Origin of the sequence: Candidatus Koribacter versatilis Ellin345, from assembly GCF_000014005.1 — a bacterium.
Lineage (GTDB): Bacteria > Acidobacteriota > Terriglobia > Terriglobales > Acidobacteriaceae > Korobacter > Korobacter versatilis_A.
In genome coordinates this window covers 1,164,848-1,181,664 of record NC_008009.1, presented here as the reverse complement: position 1 = coordinate 1,181,664, position 16,817 = coordinate 1,164,848, and the positions used below count along the sequence as shown (strand labels likewise).

Here is a 16,817-nt window from a genome sequence, read left to right as displayed (position 1 = left end):
ATATGTCTGCTGGGTTTTAGCCTGGCGCTGCTCGCGCTTTATGACGCGAGCGCGGACCACCGCGTGGAATCTTTGCAGCAGGCGATGGATCGAGCCTTTGACAGTCAGCAAGGCGCGGCAGTGGTTCTACGCGTGAGCGATGGACAGGTGCTGGCAGCGCATAATCGCAAGACGCTCACGACGCGAGTGGCAACCCCGGGATCAGCGATCAAACCCTTCACACTTGAACTGCTACTGGAGCGTGACGCGACCACGCCGCAACAAACTATCGCATGCAAGAGATCGCTGAATATCGAGGGACATCGGCTGGTGTGCTCGCATCCGGCGGAGCTTTCCGAATTCGACGCCGAGGAAGCGCTGGCGTTCTCGTGCAATTCATACTTTGTTACGGCAGCGACGCGACTGAAGCCGGGCGAGTTGGAGCGGCACTTCGAGGAACACGGTTTCACACGAGCGCCGGGGATCTTGCCGGACGAAGGCGCGGGGCGGATCACCCCCGAACGCACCGTAGAAGACCGGCAGTTACTTGCGGTGGGAGCGGCTGGAATCCAGGTGACGCCGGTGGAGATGGCTGCGGCGTATCTGCAAATGGCGCGATGGCAGACGGGAAAGGCGACGGCGCCTCAGCAGGTGGTGCTGAACGGATTGCGCGCGGCCGTGGAACACGGACTCGCGCAGGGAGCGCAGCCGAGCAACATCAAGATTGCGGCAAAGACGGGGACCTCGGCGGATCCGCGTAATCCGCAGACCCACGCTTGGCTGGCGGGGTTTGCGCCGGCGGAGCATCCGGAGATTGTGGTGGTGGTGTTCGTGGAGCGCGGACGTGGGAGCACGGAAGCCGCGGCGATTGCCCGCAGCATCTTCGAGAGCTACGCGGAAGAGAAACGATGAAAGTGCTGCGCTGGCTGTGCCTCTTCTTCGCGACGACGGCGATGGCGCAGCAGCCGCCGTTTCGCGTGCGGCTATTGTCGCTATATCACTTGCAAGAGGTAACGATCGCGCCTGATGGACCGTCGACTTTGCGATTAGATGGGAAACAAGAAAAACTCATGAGCACGATCGCGGTGCGTGTAGACGGAGGCTCGATACGCATCGGGGACCGTGCTGCCATGCGCGTCGCGATTAATGGGCCAGTAAGGATCAGCGGCGGGACGATTCGCCCGATGAGCGTGCATGTGCCGTTGGAGATCTCGGCAGTTCGCGGAGAGTTGCGCGTTATCGCCGTTTATCCGACGGAAGAGTACGTTGCGGCGGTGCTGCAGGGAGAGACAGCGGGAGATATGCCGCCCGAAGCATTGAAGGCATTGGCGGTCGCGATCCGCTCGTATGCGACGCGGTTTCGCGAACGACATAAGGAAGAGCATTTCGATTTCTGCGACAGCACTCATTGCCAGTATCTCCGGACAGACGTCTCGCCTGCGGTGCAGCAGGCGGTTACGCAGACCGCGAACGAACTGCTGTGGGACCGCGGGTCACCGCTGGCGGCTTATTACCACAAGGATTGCGGAGGACGGACCGAAGACGTCGCGTCGGTGTGGCCGGATCAACGGTCGGCTGCGCTGGTCGCGCATGAGGATCCCTACTGTAAGCGAGTTTCGAAGGATTGGAGTGCGGAGTTGACGCGCGAAGAGATAGCGAAGGCGCTCGAGGCGGCGAAGTTGCAGGTTCCGGTGAAGTGGGACCGGATTGTGGTCACATCGCATACGGCGTCGGGGCGTGTGCAAAGGCTGGAATTCCGCGTGGGAGAGAGCCAGCAACGAGCCACGATGTCGGCATCGAGTTTTCGGTTTGCACTCGGACATGCGCTGGGCTGGAACACGCTGAAGAGCGATTGGTACGAGGTGAGTGGGAACGGCGATCGATTTGTTTTCCGAGGCCGCGGGGTTGGACATGGCGTGGGACTCTGCCAGACGGGCGCGGCGGAGATGGCACGCTCCGGCAAAAATTATCGCGAGATTTTGGCGTTCTATTATCCGGGCACGGCGAATGCGGCCTCAGCGCAAGGGATTCCGTGGATCAGTCGTGCCGGAAAGGTCGACGTGCGCGCAGTAAATATTCCCGATGCGGAGCGTGTGCTTCCAGCTTCGGAGGAGGCGCTGGCCTGGGCCAGCCAGAAATCGGGATTGGTGCTGAGCGGGCGTGCGGCAGTTGACGTGTATCCGACGGTAGAGATGTTCCGCAACGCAACTGGCGAGCCCGGATGGGTGGCGGCGAGCACGCGCGGAGATCACGTCCGCATCCAGCCGCCGAGCGTATTGGGATCAAGGCTCCGTTCCCTGCTGCGGCACGAGTTCCTGCATTTGCTGGTGGAATCCAATGCGAAACCGGGAACACCGTTGTGGTTTCGCGAGGGATTGGTACTTTATCTCGGCGATGAATCGCGAAGTTCCGTTGTACACCCGATGACGACGGATGAGATGAGTCACGCGATTGAGACGCGTAGCGACGAAGCGAGTGTGCGGCGAGCCTATGAAGCGGCGACCACGAGGGTCGCCGCGTTTGCCAAGCAGTACGGAGTGCGAGAACTACTTCGCTGGCTCCGGAGCGGAATTCCCAACGATGTCGCTGTTAGTTCGGACAAAGTAGCCCAGTAATCCAGCGGTCGTGAGCCAAGATGTAGTAGCCAATAGGTAGCCCAATGCCATGCGGAAGATCAAGCTCCCTTCCTGCGCGCTCAGGCTCTTACCGGGTTTCCAATTGAGAAGAACGGTCGTAAGCCATACGCCAACACACACGGTGACTATCATCGCGAGCCAGTAGCGCCAGCGAATGAGCGTTTTCAATCCGGCGCGGACGCGCGCACCGATGACGCGAGCCGCGATCAGGGGCAACATCAGACTCGGTAGCAGGAACCAGAAGACGATCGAAATAATGACTCCGAGGCGCGCATAGTAGACGGATGCGCCGTCCTTTGGCCTGAGCGATGGCGGCATCTTTGCGTAGAGATAGTCGGCGATTTGATATTGACGGTCGGTGAGACGATCGACGTACCACATCAGCAAGAAGAGGACGGCAACGCCGAGGAAGAGCCAAAGCATGCGCAGAAAGCTTGGGCGAAATGCGATTCGGAAGTTCTCCGGGCCGGGATTCGCGGCGTACTCGAGAGTCGAGGTGTGCAGCCAGAGCGCGAGGAACAGGATAGCGAGTGCGCAAACACCTGTGATGATCAACTGCCAGACATGCGCTTCCGGCAGGAGCAGCCAGAGGCTCGCAGCGACGAGAAGAAGTGCATTGCCGACGAGGTGAAGTCCGAGGACGCGTCCACTGCGCAATATTGCGATGGCATTGCGAATCATTACTTCACCTCCACGTGAGAGAGATCAGTGGTTGAGCGAACGTCGGGTTGATACATGGGCTGGACCGAAGCTGGGCTGATCTGGAAGATGCCCGGATTGACGACTTTCAAAAGGTAGAAGTATTCGCGGCTGCCGTCGAAGTACGTCTGGAAGATGGCGGCGCGGTCATCGTGGAATTCGCGGCGCGAATACCAGTTGCGCCACCATGTGGGCTTCTGGTTCACCTGGTAGAGTTCGTCGTGCTCGATGAACTCGGTACCGGCGGGGATGGGATCTTCGACGAGCAGGTATTTCCATTTGCCGCCGCTGACGGTGACGCGCACGGCGAGGACATCGCCACTTTCGACGGGACCGCTCAGTTGTGAGAGATCGTAGGTGATCTTCTGGCCGTCGTTGTGGCTGGTGAGTTTGTAGTAGTCGCGGGCGATGTTGAGCGAAAAGGTGCCGCTGCTGTAGAGCTTCTTATCGGTTGAGAAGTACGAGCCGCGGGCTGACCAGTAGAGACGCCCACCGCCGTTTTTGCGAATCTCGACCTGGTTGTTGGCGGCGAGTTGTTCGGGATTGAGGTGAATTGTTTGCGGTTTGACTGCGCTGGCGGCGTCGTCGGGCGTGAACTTCTTCGTTAGGATGGACTTGCCGTTGACGAGGACGTCAGCGCTGAATGTGGCTTCGAGTTCCTTGCTGGCTTTGAGGTAGTCGGCCACGCCGTAGATGACCATGGCGGTTTGCTTGGTGGAATCCCAGTAGTAGCCTTCGTCGCGATGACGCATGAGCCACTGGATGGCTTGCGGCAGGACGGGATCAGAAGGCGAGAGTGCAGTGAAGAACTTCACGGCGTAGGCCGTGGTCTCGGCGCTGGTATCGGTGTCGATCTCGAGGAGATCGTCGCGCTTTGAAAGCCAGTAGGCGCCGTCACCTTCGGTCTTCATCATGGACTTGAGCGAGTTGGCGGCGTCGCTCACGCGAGCGTCGTTTTCGATTTGCATGGTGAGGCCGGCGAAGGCGATGCCCTCGGCGGAGAGCTTGTCTTTCCGGTCCCAGACGGAATCGAGGTCTTTCTTGTCTTTGTCGCCGGCGAGCGCGAGGGCGTAAACGACGTACGCGCGCAGGTCGGAAATCATGTTGGGATGCTTCTTAAGCGCTGCATGCAGGAACTGCTTGCCCTTGTCCACACGCTCTTCGTCGGGATAGTAGCCAGCATCTTTCGCCTGCGAGAGGCCAGCGACGACGTAGGCGGTCATGAAGACCATGCTGTCGTCGTCTTTCCACCAGCCCCAACCGCCATCCTCGTGCTGGAAGTCATTGAGGCGTTGCATACCGGCTTTGACTTGCTCGCGGAGACGACTGGGCTCGATCGAGGACTTGATGTTCAGGTCCTTGAGCGTCTTGGCGACGATTACGTCGGGAAGGAAGCCGGACATCGTCTGCTCGGTGCAGCCGTAGGGGAAGGATGTCAGGTACTCGAGGCTGCCTAATAACGATCCTGCAACGGATGGTGCAAGGTCGATATCGAGACCACGCGAAGATTCGGGTGCGGTAGCCGGGAAGTTGATGGCGGCAGTGCGCTGCGCTGAAGGTTCGGAGATAGCTCCTGCGTTGTTGATGACTTGCTTCACACCAAGCGGCACGACCGGTAGCGTGAGTTCGAGCGCATCGCTTTCTTCGTTGGTGAGTGCTTTGGCGACGAGTTTCGACGAGGTGGCATTGGGCTTGGTCTTCAGGCGCCAATCGACTTTGACTTCGCCACGGATTGGAACGGTGACATCCTGCGTGCTGCCGTTGACAACGTCGAGCCCGGTGACGTCGAGCGAGACACGGGCGTTCTTGGTGCCTTCAAGATAGTTGTGAACGATGGCGGAGACCGTGACTTCATCGCCAGCGCGGAAGAAGCGCGGAACCGCCAGGCGGACCATCAGATTTTTGCGGACGAGAACGCGATTGACGGCCCAGCCACCGCGGGTGTCAGCGGTGATGGCACGGACAGTGGTGCGCCAGGTTGTGAGTGAATCGGGGAACGACAGCTTGGCGGTGGCCATGCCACTAGCGTCGGTTTGGACGGTGGCACTCCAGTAGGCCGTGTCGGGGAATGCTTTGCGGACGCGGGGCTGGACGAAGTCGGTGGCTTTCACTTGCGCCAGAGCGCGAGAGTGAGGCGTGGGCTTCTTCGCGAGTTCTAGAATTTTCTTTCCGGCTTCGCCGTGGAAGTAGAAGTCGAACGACGAGTTAGTCTGCACCGCGCCGTAGCGTTGGTAGTAGAAGGCTTTCACGATGTCGCCGGCGGTGTCGGGTTCGACGGCGTACACGGCGTCATCCACGACGCCGACGCTCAACTCGGCTTTGACGGGCTTGCCCTGCCAATCTTTCGCGACGACGTTGTACATGGCGGCTTCGCCGGGCTGGAACTGCTGCTTGACGGGCGTGATCTCGATGTTGAGGCGACGCTCGGCGGGAGGAACGTTGAGGCTCTTGGAGCCTTGGTAGAACTGGTTGTCGCGGATAGAGACGACGCCGACGTAAATGTTGGGCTGACTGTCGATGGTGATGGGAATATCCACGGTGGCGCTCGAAGCGTCGGAGTGGACGAGTTGTTTGGAGAGGACGTTATTCCCTTCTGTGGTGAGGAGCAGGGTGGCCTTCTCAGGAATGCCCATCACGAGAACGTGGGCGACATCGCCGACTTTGTAGCTTGTCTTGTCGGCTACGAACTGGAGGTTGCGGGCTTCGCCTTCGGCCCACGTGGTTTCGTTCTTGCCTGCGACCCAGAGCCAGGTGCTGGCCTGCAACTCGCGGCCGGCTGACGGCGACTTAACACGGATCGTGTACTCAGAGGCGTCGCTGAGCGGAAGCGTGAAATGCGCGAGGCCGTCGGCGCCGGTGGTGACGTCAGTCTTCTGGATGACCTGGTCTTCCTGGCCGTATTTGTACTTCAACATCTCGACATGAACCGGTGTGCTGACGGGCTTCTTGTCGTAGTCGAGGGCTTTGACGGTGAACTGACCGGTTTCACCCTGTTTGTAGACGTAGCTCTGGCCCTCGACGCTTAGGTGGAACGCGCCGTAGGTTGCGAGGAAGCCGTTGTGGCCAGGGATTTCGCGGTTTGCCGCGTCGGTGACGCGGGCTTCGACGCGGTAATCCACGTCGTTCTTATATTTCTCTTCGACATTCGTCGGAATGGTGATCGTGAGGCGCCCGTTGGCGTCGAGTTTGCCCTGCTCTTCTAGGACCTGTTCGCCATAGAAGAAGCCACCGCCGCTGTCGCTATCGGCGGAGCCCTCATCGCCACCGCCTTCCGTGGCGGGCGGTTCATCGAATTCGGAGTCTTCGTCGCCGAAGTAGTAGGAGCGCTGGGTGTGGACGACGTACTTCACCTTCGCGTTCGCGACTGGCTCACCGAAGTAGTAGCGGGCTTCGATGGTGGCCTTCATCTTGCCGCCTTGTAGGACGCGAGGGGCTTCGGGAGTGACTTTCACGAAGTATTCCGGCTTCTTGTATTCCTCAACTTGGAATCCGCCACCGACGCTGCCGACGGAAAGCGAGACGTTGTAGTAGCCGAGCGCCGCAGTTTTCGGAAGTTCGAGAGAACCATTCACGCTGCCGAAGCTCGAGACCGTATAGGACTTCTGGAGGACGGTGTTTTGCGCAGCGTCCTGGATAGTGACCTTGATTTCTCGGTCTGTCGGAAGCGAGAGCTGGTCGTGCTGACGACGGCGAATGATGGCTTTGAACTGAACCGTGTCGCCGGGACGATAGACGGGGCGATCGGTATAGACGTAACCCGACCAGTCCCGGTAGGGATCGCTGCTGACGTTGAGTTGGTAGGGAGCGACGAGGGCGACGTCGTCGCCGTGCTGGGCGAGGACCCACTCGGAGCCGTTGTCGGAGGGCGTTTCGCGCTCGACGGTGGTGGAATCAACCTTGGCCTCGCCGAGGCCTTGCGTGTCAGTTTTGAATTGGGCGGCAATTTTCTTCGTGCGCCAAGTGGTCACGGTGGCGTCAGTGATCGGGGAACCACTGCCACGATCGGCGGTGTAGGCGACGAGTTGGCCTTCCGCAGCTTTGATCACTAAAGCCATGTCAGAGACGAGCAAGACGGTGTAAGCGCGATAGGTGCCATCGGTAGCTTCGACGACGTAGGCGCCAGCGGGCAGAGCATCGAGAGGCGTGGAAGAGGAATCGCTGACGAAGTTGGACGGGACATCGATACGCCAACGCGCAACTAACTGCTGCGAGTTGAGGAGCGGGACATTAGCGAATCCGGCGTTGCCGGTGATACGGCTCTTTTTAGCTTTTTCGGCGTGCCGGTCGCGGATTTCAGCGCGGTTCTTAGCGGAGAACTGGGAGCGGAAGAAGTCGCGGATCGAGACCCAGAGGTCGTGCTTCCAGTCGTGAAACTTTTCGAGCCACGTGCGTTCGTCCACGGTTTCGCGCGGCGAATATTCGGGGCCAAAGTTGTGGACGTTCTGGAGTTGCGAGAAGAACTTAACGGGGTCGTGGACCTTGTAGACGCGGAACTCGAGGACGTCCACGTTGCGCGCGTAGACCTGGATGGCGGGTTTTTCGCCGGTGCGGAAGGTCTTATTCGTGGTGATGGAGAAGTAGATCTTCTTCTCCTGTGCATGGGCAGGCAGAGAGTTCAGAACGAATATGAGAAGAAGGACGGACGCAATTCTTGCGCGCATTTATTGAGCCTCTCGCAATATGTTCCAGCGATAGACACCCAGGAAATTTCTATTTGAGGGCACGGGACGCCAGCGGGCGTCGGGGTGGTTAAGAAGTGAAACCAGCGTAACACGACGAATCTCGCCTGGCCACTTGCCATCGGGACCGGTGTGGTAGACGACCCATTCCCCGGCATCGCCGCCGCTACGGCCGAGGAAAATCATGGAATGGAACGGGGAATGTTGTTCGAACTGGCGATAGAAGATGAGGTCGCCGGGCTGCGCGAGATGGACGTCGCGGGAGAGGAAGTGGGCGTTGTTGACGATGAGGGTTTTGGCGTCGGCGAATTCGGCAAAAGTGCCGTCCTGAAGATCGGCGGCGGCGAAACGGCCTTGGGAGGTACGGAAGAGTTGAGGGCCGAGCGGAGTGTGAGGGTATCGATACTTGTCGATGTCTGCAACTGCGGGATGCTGATCAAAACCGGAGTCTTTGCTCCAGGCGGCATCGTGGGAGCGCAGGGCTTCGCGATAGGAGTAGCGAAGGAGGGCGGCGCAGTCGTTGATCTCGGCCGGAAGCTTGGAGACCTCAGCCTGGTGCTCGGCGATCGCGGTGAACCAGCGGCGGAAGGATTGACGGTCGGAGGGCGAATCGAGGCGCAGGAAGTCGGGGGTGCCGTCGGCGAAGCGATCGCTGTAGTCGGGAGCGACGTGAAGTTCGGTTTCGAGGGGATGGACATTCTCGCCCGAGATCGTAAGTTTAACTTCACCGGGGAGGACCCCGGCTCGATAGACGAGAGCGAGCGGCGATGGGGCGACCGACGCGGAGCCGTAGCCGTCAGCGAGTGGGCGAATCGACAGGCGATGGGTGTCCATGCTTCCTTGCGCGAGTATCGGGAGGCGAATGATCGAGTGACCATCGGCCACGAGCGGCTGGGATGGTGAGGCGATCTGGAGTTCGGTGGGACGCTGCCGACATCCTGCAAGTGCGCACGCGACGAGCGCGACCGCAGCGAGTTCGACCTTTCTGAAGGAGTACATGTCCAATGGGTTGTGCGCGTGAGGATTATGAGGCCATTGGGTTGTCTGCACAATATGTGGCGGCGTTCCGGGCAGCGGATTTGGGAATGACGCGTTCGAGTGATTGCCGGGGAGGATGGTGGGACGTAGGCTGGTCTGCTTGGGGAGCCCGCCGGAGGTGTATTGAAAGCGGCCTGCAAAATCCGGGTTCGTGGGGTGGTACAGGGGGTCGGGTTCCGGCCTTTCGTGTATCGGCTCGCGCAGACGCACCACCTCGCCGGATGGGTGCGGAACGGGGAGCAGGGGGTAGAGATCTTCCTGGAAGGGGCTGAGCCATCGGTCGAGCGGTTTGTAGAGGAACTGGAGACCGAGGCGCCGCCGGCAGCGAGTATCTCGCAGGTTGAGGTCGACCCTGCAAAGCCCGAGGGGTTCCTAGACTTCGCAATTCGCGAGAGCGAGCGGATAGACCGGCCGACGGTGCGGGTTTCGCCGGATCTGCCGGTTTGCGATGAGTGTCTGCGAGAGTTATTCGATCCGGCGGATCGCCGGTACCTCTACCCATACATCAATTGCACGAATTGTGGCCCGCGATACACGGTGGTGCTGGGGCTGCCGTATGACCGTCCGAAGACGACTATGAAGGACTGGCCGCTGGACGCGTACTGCCGGGGAGAGTACGGCGATCCAGCGAACCGAAGGTTCCATGCGCAACCGGTGGCATGCGCGGAGTGCGGGCCGACTTATTTCCTACAAATTGGTGACGAAAGGATTTTCGGGGCGGCTGCCATCGAGCGGACGGCGGAGATACTGCGCGACGGGAAGATTTTGGCGGTGAAAGGGCTGGGCGGGTATCACCTTGCTTGCGATGCGCGGAATGGGAATGCGGTGAGAGCGTTGCGCGAGCGAAAGTATCGCAAGGAGAAGCCCTTTGCTGTGATGGCGCGAGACGTGGAGATTGCGGCCCAAATCGTGGAATTGAGCAATGAAACGCGCGAATTGCTTACTGGGATCGCGCGACCGATTGTGCTTGCGCGGGCGAAGCAGCAATTCCCGGGAGTAGCACCGGAGAACCACGAACTTGGCGTGATGCTGCCGTACACGCCCTTGCATCATCTGCTCTTCGCGTCGGGTGCGCCGGAGGTCTTGGTGATGACCAGTGCCAACCGCTCGAGTGAGCCGATCGCATACGAAGACGCCGACGCGATTGAGAGCCTAGTGGGGATTGCAGACGCGTTTTTGATTGGAGATCGGCCGATAGCGCGACGAGTGGATGATTCCGTGGCCCGGGTGGGAGCGTACGGGCCTGCCATACTGCGGCGCGCGCGGGGATATGCCCCCGGGGCAGTGGCAACGATTCCGTGCGAGCGGCCGATTCTGGCGCTAGGCGCGGACTTAAAGAACGCGCTCACGCTGGTGGTGGATGGACAAGCGTTTGTGAGCCAGCATATTGGCGATCTGGAACATTACACAGCGTTTCAGGCATTCGAAGAGACCATCCGCGACCTCCTGGCGATGTACGAAGTGAAGATGGATGAAGTACTGCTGGTGCATGATGCGCATCCGCAATACCGAACCACACTGCATGCAGCGCAGATCGCGGCGAAAAAAAAGGTCGCTGTGCAGCATCATCGGGCGCACATCGCTTCGGTCCTCGCGGAGCGCGGTGAGTGGAACCGGTGCGTAGTTGGCGTGAGCTTCGATGGTACTGGCTGGGGCGACGATGGGACGGTCTGGGGTGGGGAGATCTTCGCCGGATCAGTTCACGAAGGATTCGAGCGGGTGGCTCATTTGCGACCCGCGGTGCTGCCGGGGGGAGATGCAGCGGCGGAGTTCCCAGTGCAGGCGGCAGCGGGATTCTTAGCTCAGTTGGGAGACCTGCCCGATTTGTGCGCTGCACCATTCAACTTTCCGGAGCGATTTCGAGCAGCCCGCGAATTGGTGACGAAGAATGTGCGGTGTTTTGGGACGACGTCGATGGGGAGACTTTTCGATACCGCAGCAGCGTTGATTGGATTCACGCGGGAGACGACATACGAAGGGCAAGCTGCGATATGGGTGGAACAGTTGGCGAGACGAACCGCCCATCGAGACGGATTCGAGTTCCCTTATACCGATGGAGAGTTGGACTTCAGGCCATTGCTGACCGCAGTGATTCAGTCTCGGTTGACGGGTGTCGCTCTCGAGACAATTGCGCGAAGGTTCCAAGTGGGAGTTGCGCACGGAATCTCAGAGTGTTTGAGAACAATTTGTAAAGAACAGGGCGCGAAAACGGTCGTTCTGTCCGGCGGAGTCTTCCAAAACGAATTGTTGCTGGGAGACTTGAAGCCGCAACTCGATGTGCTCGGGCTTGAGGTTTGGACGAACCGCATGGTTCCGACGAACGACGGCGGAATCAGCCTCGGGCAAGCGGCGATGGCAGCATTTGCAAGGACAAACTGATGCACGAATTGTCGATCGCGATGAGCATTATTGATGTCGCTCAGGAAGAAGCGGCGCAGCGGGGAGTGCAAGTAACGGCCGTGCACATCAAAGTCGGTGCGTTGTCGGGTGTGGTTGCGGATGCGTTACGCGGATCCTTTGAGATGGCGTGTTGCGATACACCGTTGGCAGGATCGAAGCTGGTGATTGAGGAAGTGCCCGCAATGATTCAGTGTCCGAAGTGCGGGGTGCCGAAGCCGGTGAGTTCGATTCAATGGTTCTGCTGCGCGGAGTGTGGATCGCCGGGCCATGAGATTACACAGGGGAAAGAACTGCAGGTGACTGCGTTGGAGGTGGCGGAATGAGCGGCGAGCCGCGGTTGGTGGAAGTACGGAAGAACATCCTAAAGCAGAACGACATTGTGGCAAGCGCGCTGCGCGAGCGGTTCCGAGAGTCGGGGGTGTTCGTGGTGAGCATGGTTTCGAGCCCGGGATCGGGAAAGACTGCGTTGCTGGAGAAAACGTTGAAGCTCCTCTCGAAGAACTTCCGAGTTGCGGCGCTCGTCGGCGACCTGGCTACCGAGAACGATGCACACCGACTAGCGCGAAGTGGAGCGCCGGTGAAGCAGATCGTGACCGGAACGGTTTGCCATCTTGAAGCGGCGATGGTGGAGAAGGCGCTGGAGGGGTGGAATCCGGATGAGCTGGATTTTCTGTTTGTGGAGAACGTCGGCAATCTTGTGTGTCCGTCTTCCTATGACTTGGGAGAAAACCTGCGTCTGGTGCTCTCGTCGGTGACGGAAGGCGAAGACAAGCCGTTGAAGTATCCGACGATCTTTAACAGCGCAGACGTGGCGGTGATTACGAAGATGGACCTTGCGGCGGCAGTTGAGTTCGATGAGACGACATCTGTGCAGAATATCCTTGCCGTGCGACCGGGGATGGAGATATTCAAGGTGTCGGCGAAAACGGGCGCGGGGATGGATGAGTTCCTGGAATTCCTGCAGGCGCGTTTGAACGAAACGAAGGTAGCGAAGACGATTTGACCAGTTTGGCTGAATCAGTCACGCTAATAACACCAGCATGATTGGCCTGATTTCAATTATTGCGATTGGATTTTTTCTGGGGATGCGTCACGCGACCGATCCTGATCACGTGATCGCCGTCACGACGATCGTGACTCAGCAGCGTAGTGCCAAGCGCGCGGCGATGATTGGGATTTTCTGGGGAGTCGGCCATACACTGACCATCTTCCTGGTGGGCTGCGCGATCATCCTCTTTAACCTGGTGATTCCCGCACGACTGGGGCTCGCGATGGAGTTCTCCGTGAGCTTGATGCTGATCCTGCTGGGAGGATGGAATCTTGCGAGCTTCAAGCAGGCAATTCCGGGATCGGCGGGCGCGGATCGCGAACATGATCATTCTCACGATCATCCGCATTCGCACGAGACGTTGGATAAACTCGATCGGAAGCTCGGACAGCGTTCGTTTTACCAGCTTGTAAGGCCGCTAATGGTGGGCATCGTGCATGGCTTGGCAGGATCGGCGGCAGTGGCGCTGCTGATTTTGGCGACGATCCGGAACGCAAATTGTGCGATCGTCTATTTGCTTGTGTTTGGGGTGGGCACCATTGCGGGCATGATGGTGATCACGATGAGCATTGCATCGGCGTTGCGATTCGTGGGCGATCGTTTCCAAGTGTTCGGGCGGCGACTGGCGCTGGTTTCAGGGATTATCAGCGTGGCTTTCGGGCTCGTGCTCGCATATCAGATTTGCGTTGTGCAAGGGCTGTTCGGCAGCGCGCCGCATTGGACGCCGCACTGAGTCTTTCGCTTGCGCAGAGCCCTCAAGAACGGCTAATCTCGCAGGCGTTTGATACATCGCGCCGGGGGTACTGTTCGGGTGCAAAAGAAACTCTGCATCACCATCATCGTTCTTTTCCTTTCCGCATCAGCATTCGCTCAAAAACCTGAAAACATGCCGCAGGTTCTGGACTATATCCATAAGGGATGGGACGTCCTGACACGCACGATGAATTCGTGCGAGACGATCATTGATAAGCACGCGGGTGTGCATTCGATGTTGTATCTGCCGGTCGGGTATCCGGAAAACGAGGCAATGAAGGAAGTGACGGAGCGATGCAAGGTCGAACTCGCGCACCTGCCGCAGAAGGTCACGGCGATTGGAAGCCTCGATACCAGCCATGGCTTTCGACAGGGCACGCTCTATCTGCCGAATCCCTATGTGGTGCCGGGCGGATTCCTGAACGAGCAGTACGGATGGGACAGCTACTTCATCATCGTTGGGCTGCTTCGTGATGGCCGGTACGACATGGCGAAGGGGATGGTGGAGAATTTCTTCTTCGAGATTGATAACTACGGCGACATCCTGAACGCGAATCGCTCTTACTTCATGACGCGATCGCAGCCGCCGTTTCTAAGTTCGATGGTGTTGCTGGTTTACGAGGCGACTCCGGATGCGACGGCCAAAGAGACTTGGTTGAAGAAGGCGTATCCCTACATCGAACGCGATTACAACATGTGGACGAGCGGCGACAAACTCGCTGGCGATACTGGTCTCTCGCGGTATTTCGACTATGGGCACGGGCCTGTACCGGAAGTGGCCGACGGGCATGATCCGTACTACCGGGATGTTTTCCGATACATTCAGGCGTCGAACGAGAAAGACGATTACCTCGCAGAGTCGGGGAAGTCGGCCGCGAAGCTGATTGGGCCTGAGTTCACGATGGAAGTCTGCGAGAAGCGGGACGGGGAAAAGCCGACGTGCGGAACTTCATCGCCGATGCAGTACACCGCCGACTACTACAAGGGCGATCGTGCGATGCGGGAATCTGGGTTTGATATTTCGTTTCGTTTCGGCGACTTCAGCGGGAAAACGCACCACTTTGCTGCGGTGTGCCTGAACAGCCTGCTCTACAAGGCAGAGACCGATATGCAGAAGGTCAGCGAAATCCTTAAGAACGGGCAGGCACAGACTTGGGCGGGGCGGGCGGCGAAGAGGAAGCAGCTCGTGGATAAGTATCTGTGGGACGCACAGCGGGGACGCTATTTCGATTGGGACTTCACGCTGGGCAAGCGCTCGACCTACGACTACATCACGACGTTTTATCCATTGTGGGTTGGGCTGGCGTCGCAGCAGCAGGCGAAGCAAGTGATGTCCCACTTAGATGTGTTCGAGCGGGCGGGCGGAATGTCGATGAGCCCGTACACGACGGGCGTGCAGTGGGACCAGCCGTATGGATGGGCTCCCACGATGATGATTGGCGTCGGAGGCATGAGGCGCTATGGATACAAGAACGAAGCGGATCGCGTGTCGGCAAAGTGGGTGAATACGATTGCGCGGAATTTTGCGAAAGATGGGACAATCCGCGAGAAGTACGATGTCGTGCAGAGTTCGAGCGAATTCCAGGCAAAGGCGGGTTATAGCGAGAACGTCGTAGGATTCGGATGGACGAATGCCTCGGCGCTGCAGTTCGCTTACGATCTGGGATGGGTGACGAAGGCCGCAGCGAACTAGAACTCTGCCATCAATAAGAAATGCGGCGCTGAACGCGCCGCATTTTCGTTTGCAGAATGATTACTGCTTGGCGACTTCGCCGATGTAGGCACCATACGGTGTGAGAGCAATTTCCTTTGTGTTCACCTGGGCTGGAGTGTTTTTCATTGAGGTTACGAGTGTCATGGCGGTGGCTGTGAAGCCTTTATTCGTCAGATCCAATCGCATCTTCTTTGGAATGGCTGACATGTTCAGAACAACCAAGACCGCCTTGTCCTGATAGGGACGAAGGTAAGCGACCACGTTGGGGTCGTCGGTGACGGAAGCGTAGCTGCCTTCGAGGAGTTGCTGGTTCTTGTGACGCAGCGCGAGAACCTGTTTGTAGAAGGACAGAACAGAATCTGGGTCTTTCGACTCGGCTTCGACATTGCGCGTTTTGTAGTTGGGCGGGACGGGCAACCAGGTGCTATCCGAGGTGGAGAACCCGGCGTTCTTTTCCGAGTTCCACTGCATCGGCGTGCGCTCGCCGTCTCTTCCCTTCTCCTTTGGCCAGCCGGTGCGTCCGATTGGATCCTTCACATCTTCTTTGCGAGTGGGATCGGTGTTTTCCATTCCGAGTTCCTCCCCGTAGTACATGATCGGCGTGCCACGGAGCGTGAGATAGAAGGCGGCCATCATCTTGTTAATTTCAGCGTTATGTTTGCCGTCGCCCCAGCGAGTGGCGGCGCGAACCATGTCGTGATTGCTGATGACGAAGACAGGCCATCCACCGGCTGCGTCGATTTCTGCCACTCGTGCGCGGAACTGAGCTGCGGCAAGCGGCTTGACCTGGGTGAACATGAAGTCCATGGGCATTTGGAGTTCACGGGCGCCAGTTCCGTAGTACGCCTTTAGTTCGTTGATGTCTTTGGTCCAGGTCTCTCCAATGAGGACGGCGTTGTAGTCGTCGGCGACTTTGCGAAGGCCTTGCAGCGCCTGGTGGACTTCGGGGAAGCGCTTGTTGTTGATCTCATCGGTATTGGGGTCGCCGAATTTGTTTTTTCCGGGGAGGACCGGATTGTCTTTGAGGTTGGGGTCTTCGAAGAGAGTATCAACGGCGTCTAGGCGGAAGCCGGCGACGCCGCGCTTGTACCACCAGCGGGTGACGTCGAACATGGCGTCGCGAACGTCGTTGTTACGCCAATTGAGGTCGGGTTGTTCGGCGTAGAAGTAGTGGTAATAGTACTGATTAGTCTTGGGATCGAGTTTCCATGCAGAACCGCCGAACGTGGATGTCCAGTTGTTGGGTGGCTTGCCCGGGCCTTTGCCGTCCCGCCAGATGAACCAATCGCGCTTGGGATTCTTTTTGGAAGATTCCGAGTCGAGGAACCACTGATGCTTGTCAGAGGTGTGGTTCACTACGAGGTCGAGAATGATCTTGATATTGTGATCCGAGGCGGTTTTTTGGAGCTTGTCAAAGTCGGCAAGCGTTCCATACATCGGATCAATGTTTTCGTAATCCGACACGTCGTAGCCGAAGTCGACTTGTGGCGATGGGAAGCATGGAGTTAACCAGATCGCATCCACGCCGAGATCTTGCAGGTATGGGACCTTCGAGGCGATGCCGTTGAGGTCGCCAACGCCGTCACCGTTGCTGTCAGCAAAGCTGCGCGGATAGACCTCGTAAAAAACGGCATGCTGCCACCATTCATGCCCATTGGCGTCGATTTTGGATGCGTTGTTCTGAGCCGAGGCGGGGAGAGCGAGAAGAGAGCCAGCGAGGAGGGAAGAGATCAGGAGTTTTCGCATGAGACCTTCCGGAGGGTCGATTTGTCGCTTGAGTCTAAAACAACGAAGAGCGGCGCTCAACCAAGGCACGCAGGCCAGGGTAGCTGGATTTCCCAGGGAGAACGGCTTGCCCGGAGTGCTCGGGT

The 16,817-nt window shown here is 58.6% G+C and carries 11 protein-coding genes; 7 read left to right on the top strand and 4 right to left on the bottom strand.

What is annotated here, in order from left to right:
* Nucleotides 1-84: 84 nt before the first annotated feature.
* Together ACID345_RS04785 and ACID345_RS04780 are read left to right on the top strand one after the other, a co-directional pair.
* Nucleotides 85-891, top strand: coding sequence for a penicillin-binding transpeptidase domain-containing protein (locus ACID345_RS04785; protein WP_148210017.1), 807 nt, complete (start codon nucleotides 85-87; stop codon nucleotides 889-891).
* Nucleotides 888-2,594, top strand: coding sequence for a DUF2300 domain-containing protein (locus ACID345_RS04780; RefSeq protein ID WP_011521735.1), 1,707 nt, complete (start codon nucleotides 888-890; stop codon nucleotides 2,592-2,594). Before ACID345_RS04785 ends, ACID345_RS04780 begins: the two co-directional genes overlap by 4 nt.
* On the opposite strand, the gene ACID345_RS04775 is transcribed toward ACID345_RS04780, so the two are convergent.
* From ACID345_RS04775 to ACID345_RS04765, 3 genes are read right to left on the bottom strand one after another with little or no spacing between them, the layout of a single operon-like run.
* Nucleotides 2,526-3,296 carry a hypothetical protein gene (locus ACID345_RS04775; RefSeq protein ID WP_011521734.1) on the bottom strand — a complete coding sequence of 257 codons (771 nt, stop codon included), beginning with the start codon at nucleotides 3,294-3,296 and terminating at the stop codon, nucleotides 2,526-2,528. The two genes, ACID345_RS04780 and ACID345_RS04775, sit on opposite strands and share 69 nt — an antisense overlap.
* Nucleotides 3,296-7,975 carry an alpha-2-macroglobulin family protein gene (locus ACID345_RS04770; RefSeq protein WP_011521733.1) on the bottom strand — a complete coding sequence of 1,560 codons (4,680 nt, stop codon included), beginning with the start codon at nucleotides 7,973-7,975 and terminating at the stop codon, nucleotides 3,296-3,298. Before ACID345_RS04770 ends, ACID345_RS04775 begins: the two co-directional genes overlap by 1 nt.
* Nucleotides 7,976-8,992, bottom strand: a complete 1,017-nt coding sequence (locus ACID345_RS04765; RefSeq protein WP_148210016.1) for a DUF1175 domain-containing protein — start codon at nucleotides 8,990-8,992, stop codon at nucleotides 7,976-7,978.
* A 162-nt stretch (nucleotides 8,993-9,154) separates the two neighbouring features.
* On the opposite strand from ACID345_RS04765, the gene hypF reads away from it, so the two are divergent.
* From hypF to ACID345_RS04740, 5 genes are all read left to right on the top strand, one after another.
* Nucleotides 9,155-11,410 carry a carbamoyltransferase HypF gene (hypF, locus tag ACID345_RS04760; RefSeq protein WP_041855446.1) on the top strand — a complete coding sequence of 752 codons (2,256 nt, stop codon included), beginning with the start codon at nucleotides 9,155-9,157 and terminating at the stop codon, nucleotides 11,408-11,410.
* Nucleotides 11,410-11,754 (top strand): hydrogenase maturation nickel metallochaperone HypA, encoded by a 345-nt coding sequence (locus ACID345_RS04755; RefSeq protein WP_011521730.1) that lies wholly within the window; start codon nucleotides 11,410-11,412, stop codon nucleotides 11,752-11,754. Before hypF ends, ACID345_RS04755 begins: the two co-directional genes overlap by 1 nt.
* Entirely contained in the window at nucleotides 11,751-12,434 is a 684-nt protein-coding gene (gene hypB / locus ACID345_RS04750) for a hydrogenase nickel incorporation protein HypB (protein ID WP_011521729.1), read from the top strand. Before ACID345_RS04755 ends, hypB begins: the two co-directional genes overlap by 4 nt.
* Nucleotides 12,435-12,471: 37 nt before the next feature.
* Complete coding sequence (locus ACID345_RS04745) at nucleotides 12,472-13,212, top strand: nickel transporter (RefSeq protein WP_011521728.1); 741 nt, start codon at nucleotides 12,472-12,474, stop codon at nucleotides 13,210-13,212.
* 153 nt (nucleotides 13,213-13,365) lie between these two features.
* Entirely contained in the window at nucleotides 13,366-14,925 is a 1,560-nt protein-coding gene (locus tag ACID345_RS04740; RefSeq protein WP_085954940.1) for a trehalase family glycosidase, read from the top strand.
* 60 nt (nucleotides 14,926-14,985) lie between these two features.
* Here the strand turns inward: ACID345_RS04740 and ACID345_RS04735 are convergent, their stop codons facing one another.
* Nucleotides 14,986-16,692: a glycoside hydrolase family 13 protein gene (locus ACID345_RS04735; protein WP_011521726.1), complete on the bottom strand. Its 1,707-nt coding sequence runs from the start codon at nucleotides 16,690-16,692 to the stop codon at nucleotides 14,986-14,988.
* Nucleotides 16,693-16,817: the final 125 nt, after the last annotated feature.

Excerpts from the sequence above, each read along its gene's own strand:
- hypB (WP_011521729.1), top strand. The coding sequence starts at position 11,751 with ATGAGCGGCGAGCCGCGGTTGGTGGAAGTACGGAAGAACATCCTAAAG.
- ACID345_RS04765 (WP_148210016.1), bottom strand. The coding sequence starts at position 8,992 with ATGTACTCCTTCAGAAAGGTCGAACTCGCTGCGGTCGCGCTCGTCGCG.
- ACID345_RS04755 (WP_011521730.1), top strand. The coding sequence starts at position 11,410 with ATGCACGAATTGTCGATCGCGATGAGCATTATTGATGTCGCTCAGGAA.
- ACID345_RS04785 (WP_148210017.1), top strand. The coding sequence starts at position 85 with ATGGATCGAGCCTTTGACAGTCAGCAAGGCGCGGCAGTGGTTCTACGC.
- ACID345_RS04780 (WP_011521735.1), top strand. The coding sequence starts at position 888 with ATGAAAGTGCTGCGCTGGCTGTGCCTCTTCTTCGCGACGACGGCGATG.
- ACID345_RS04775 (WP_011521734.1), bottom strand. The coding sequence starts at position 3,296 with ATGATTCGCAATGCCATCGCAATATTGCGCAGTGGACGCGTCCTCGGA.
- ACID345_RS04740 (WP_085954940.1), top strand. The coding sequence starts at position 13,366 with ATGCCGCAGGTTCTGGACTATATCCATAAGGGATGGGACGTCCTGACA.
- ACID345_RS04770 (WP_011521733.1), bottom strand. The coding sequence starts at position 7,975 with ATGCGCGCAAGAATTGCGTCCGTCCTTCTTCTCATATTCGTTCTGAAC.
- ACID345_RS04735 (WP_011521726.1), bottom strand. The coding sequence starts at position 16,692 with ATGCGAAAACTCCTGATCTCTTCCCTCCTCGCTGGCTCTCTTCTCGCT.
- ACID345_RS04745 (WP_011521728.1), top strand. The coding sequence starts at position 12,472 with ATGATTGGCCTGATTTCAATTATTGCGATTGGATTTTTTCTGGGGATG.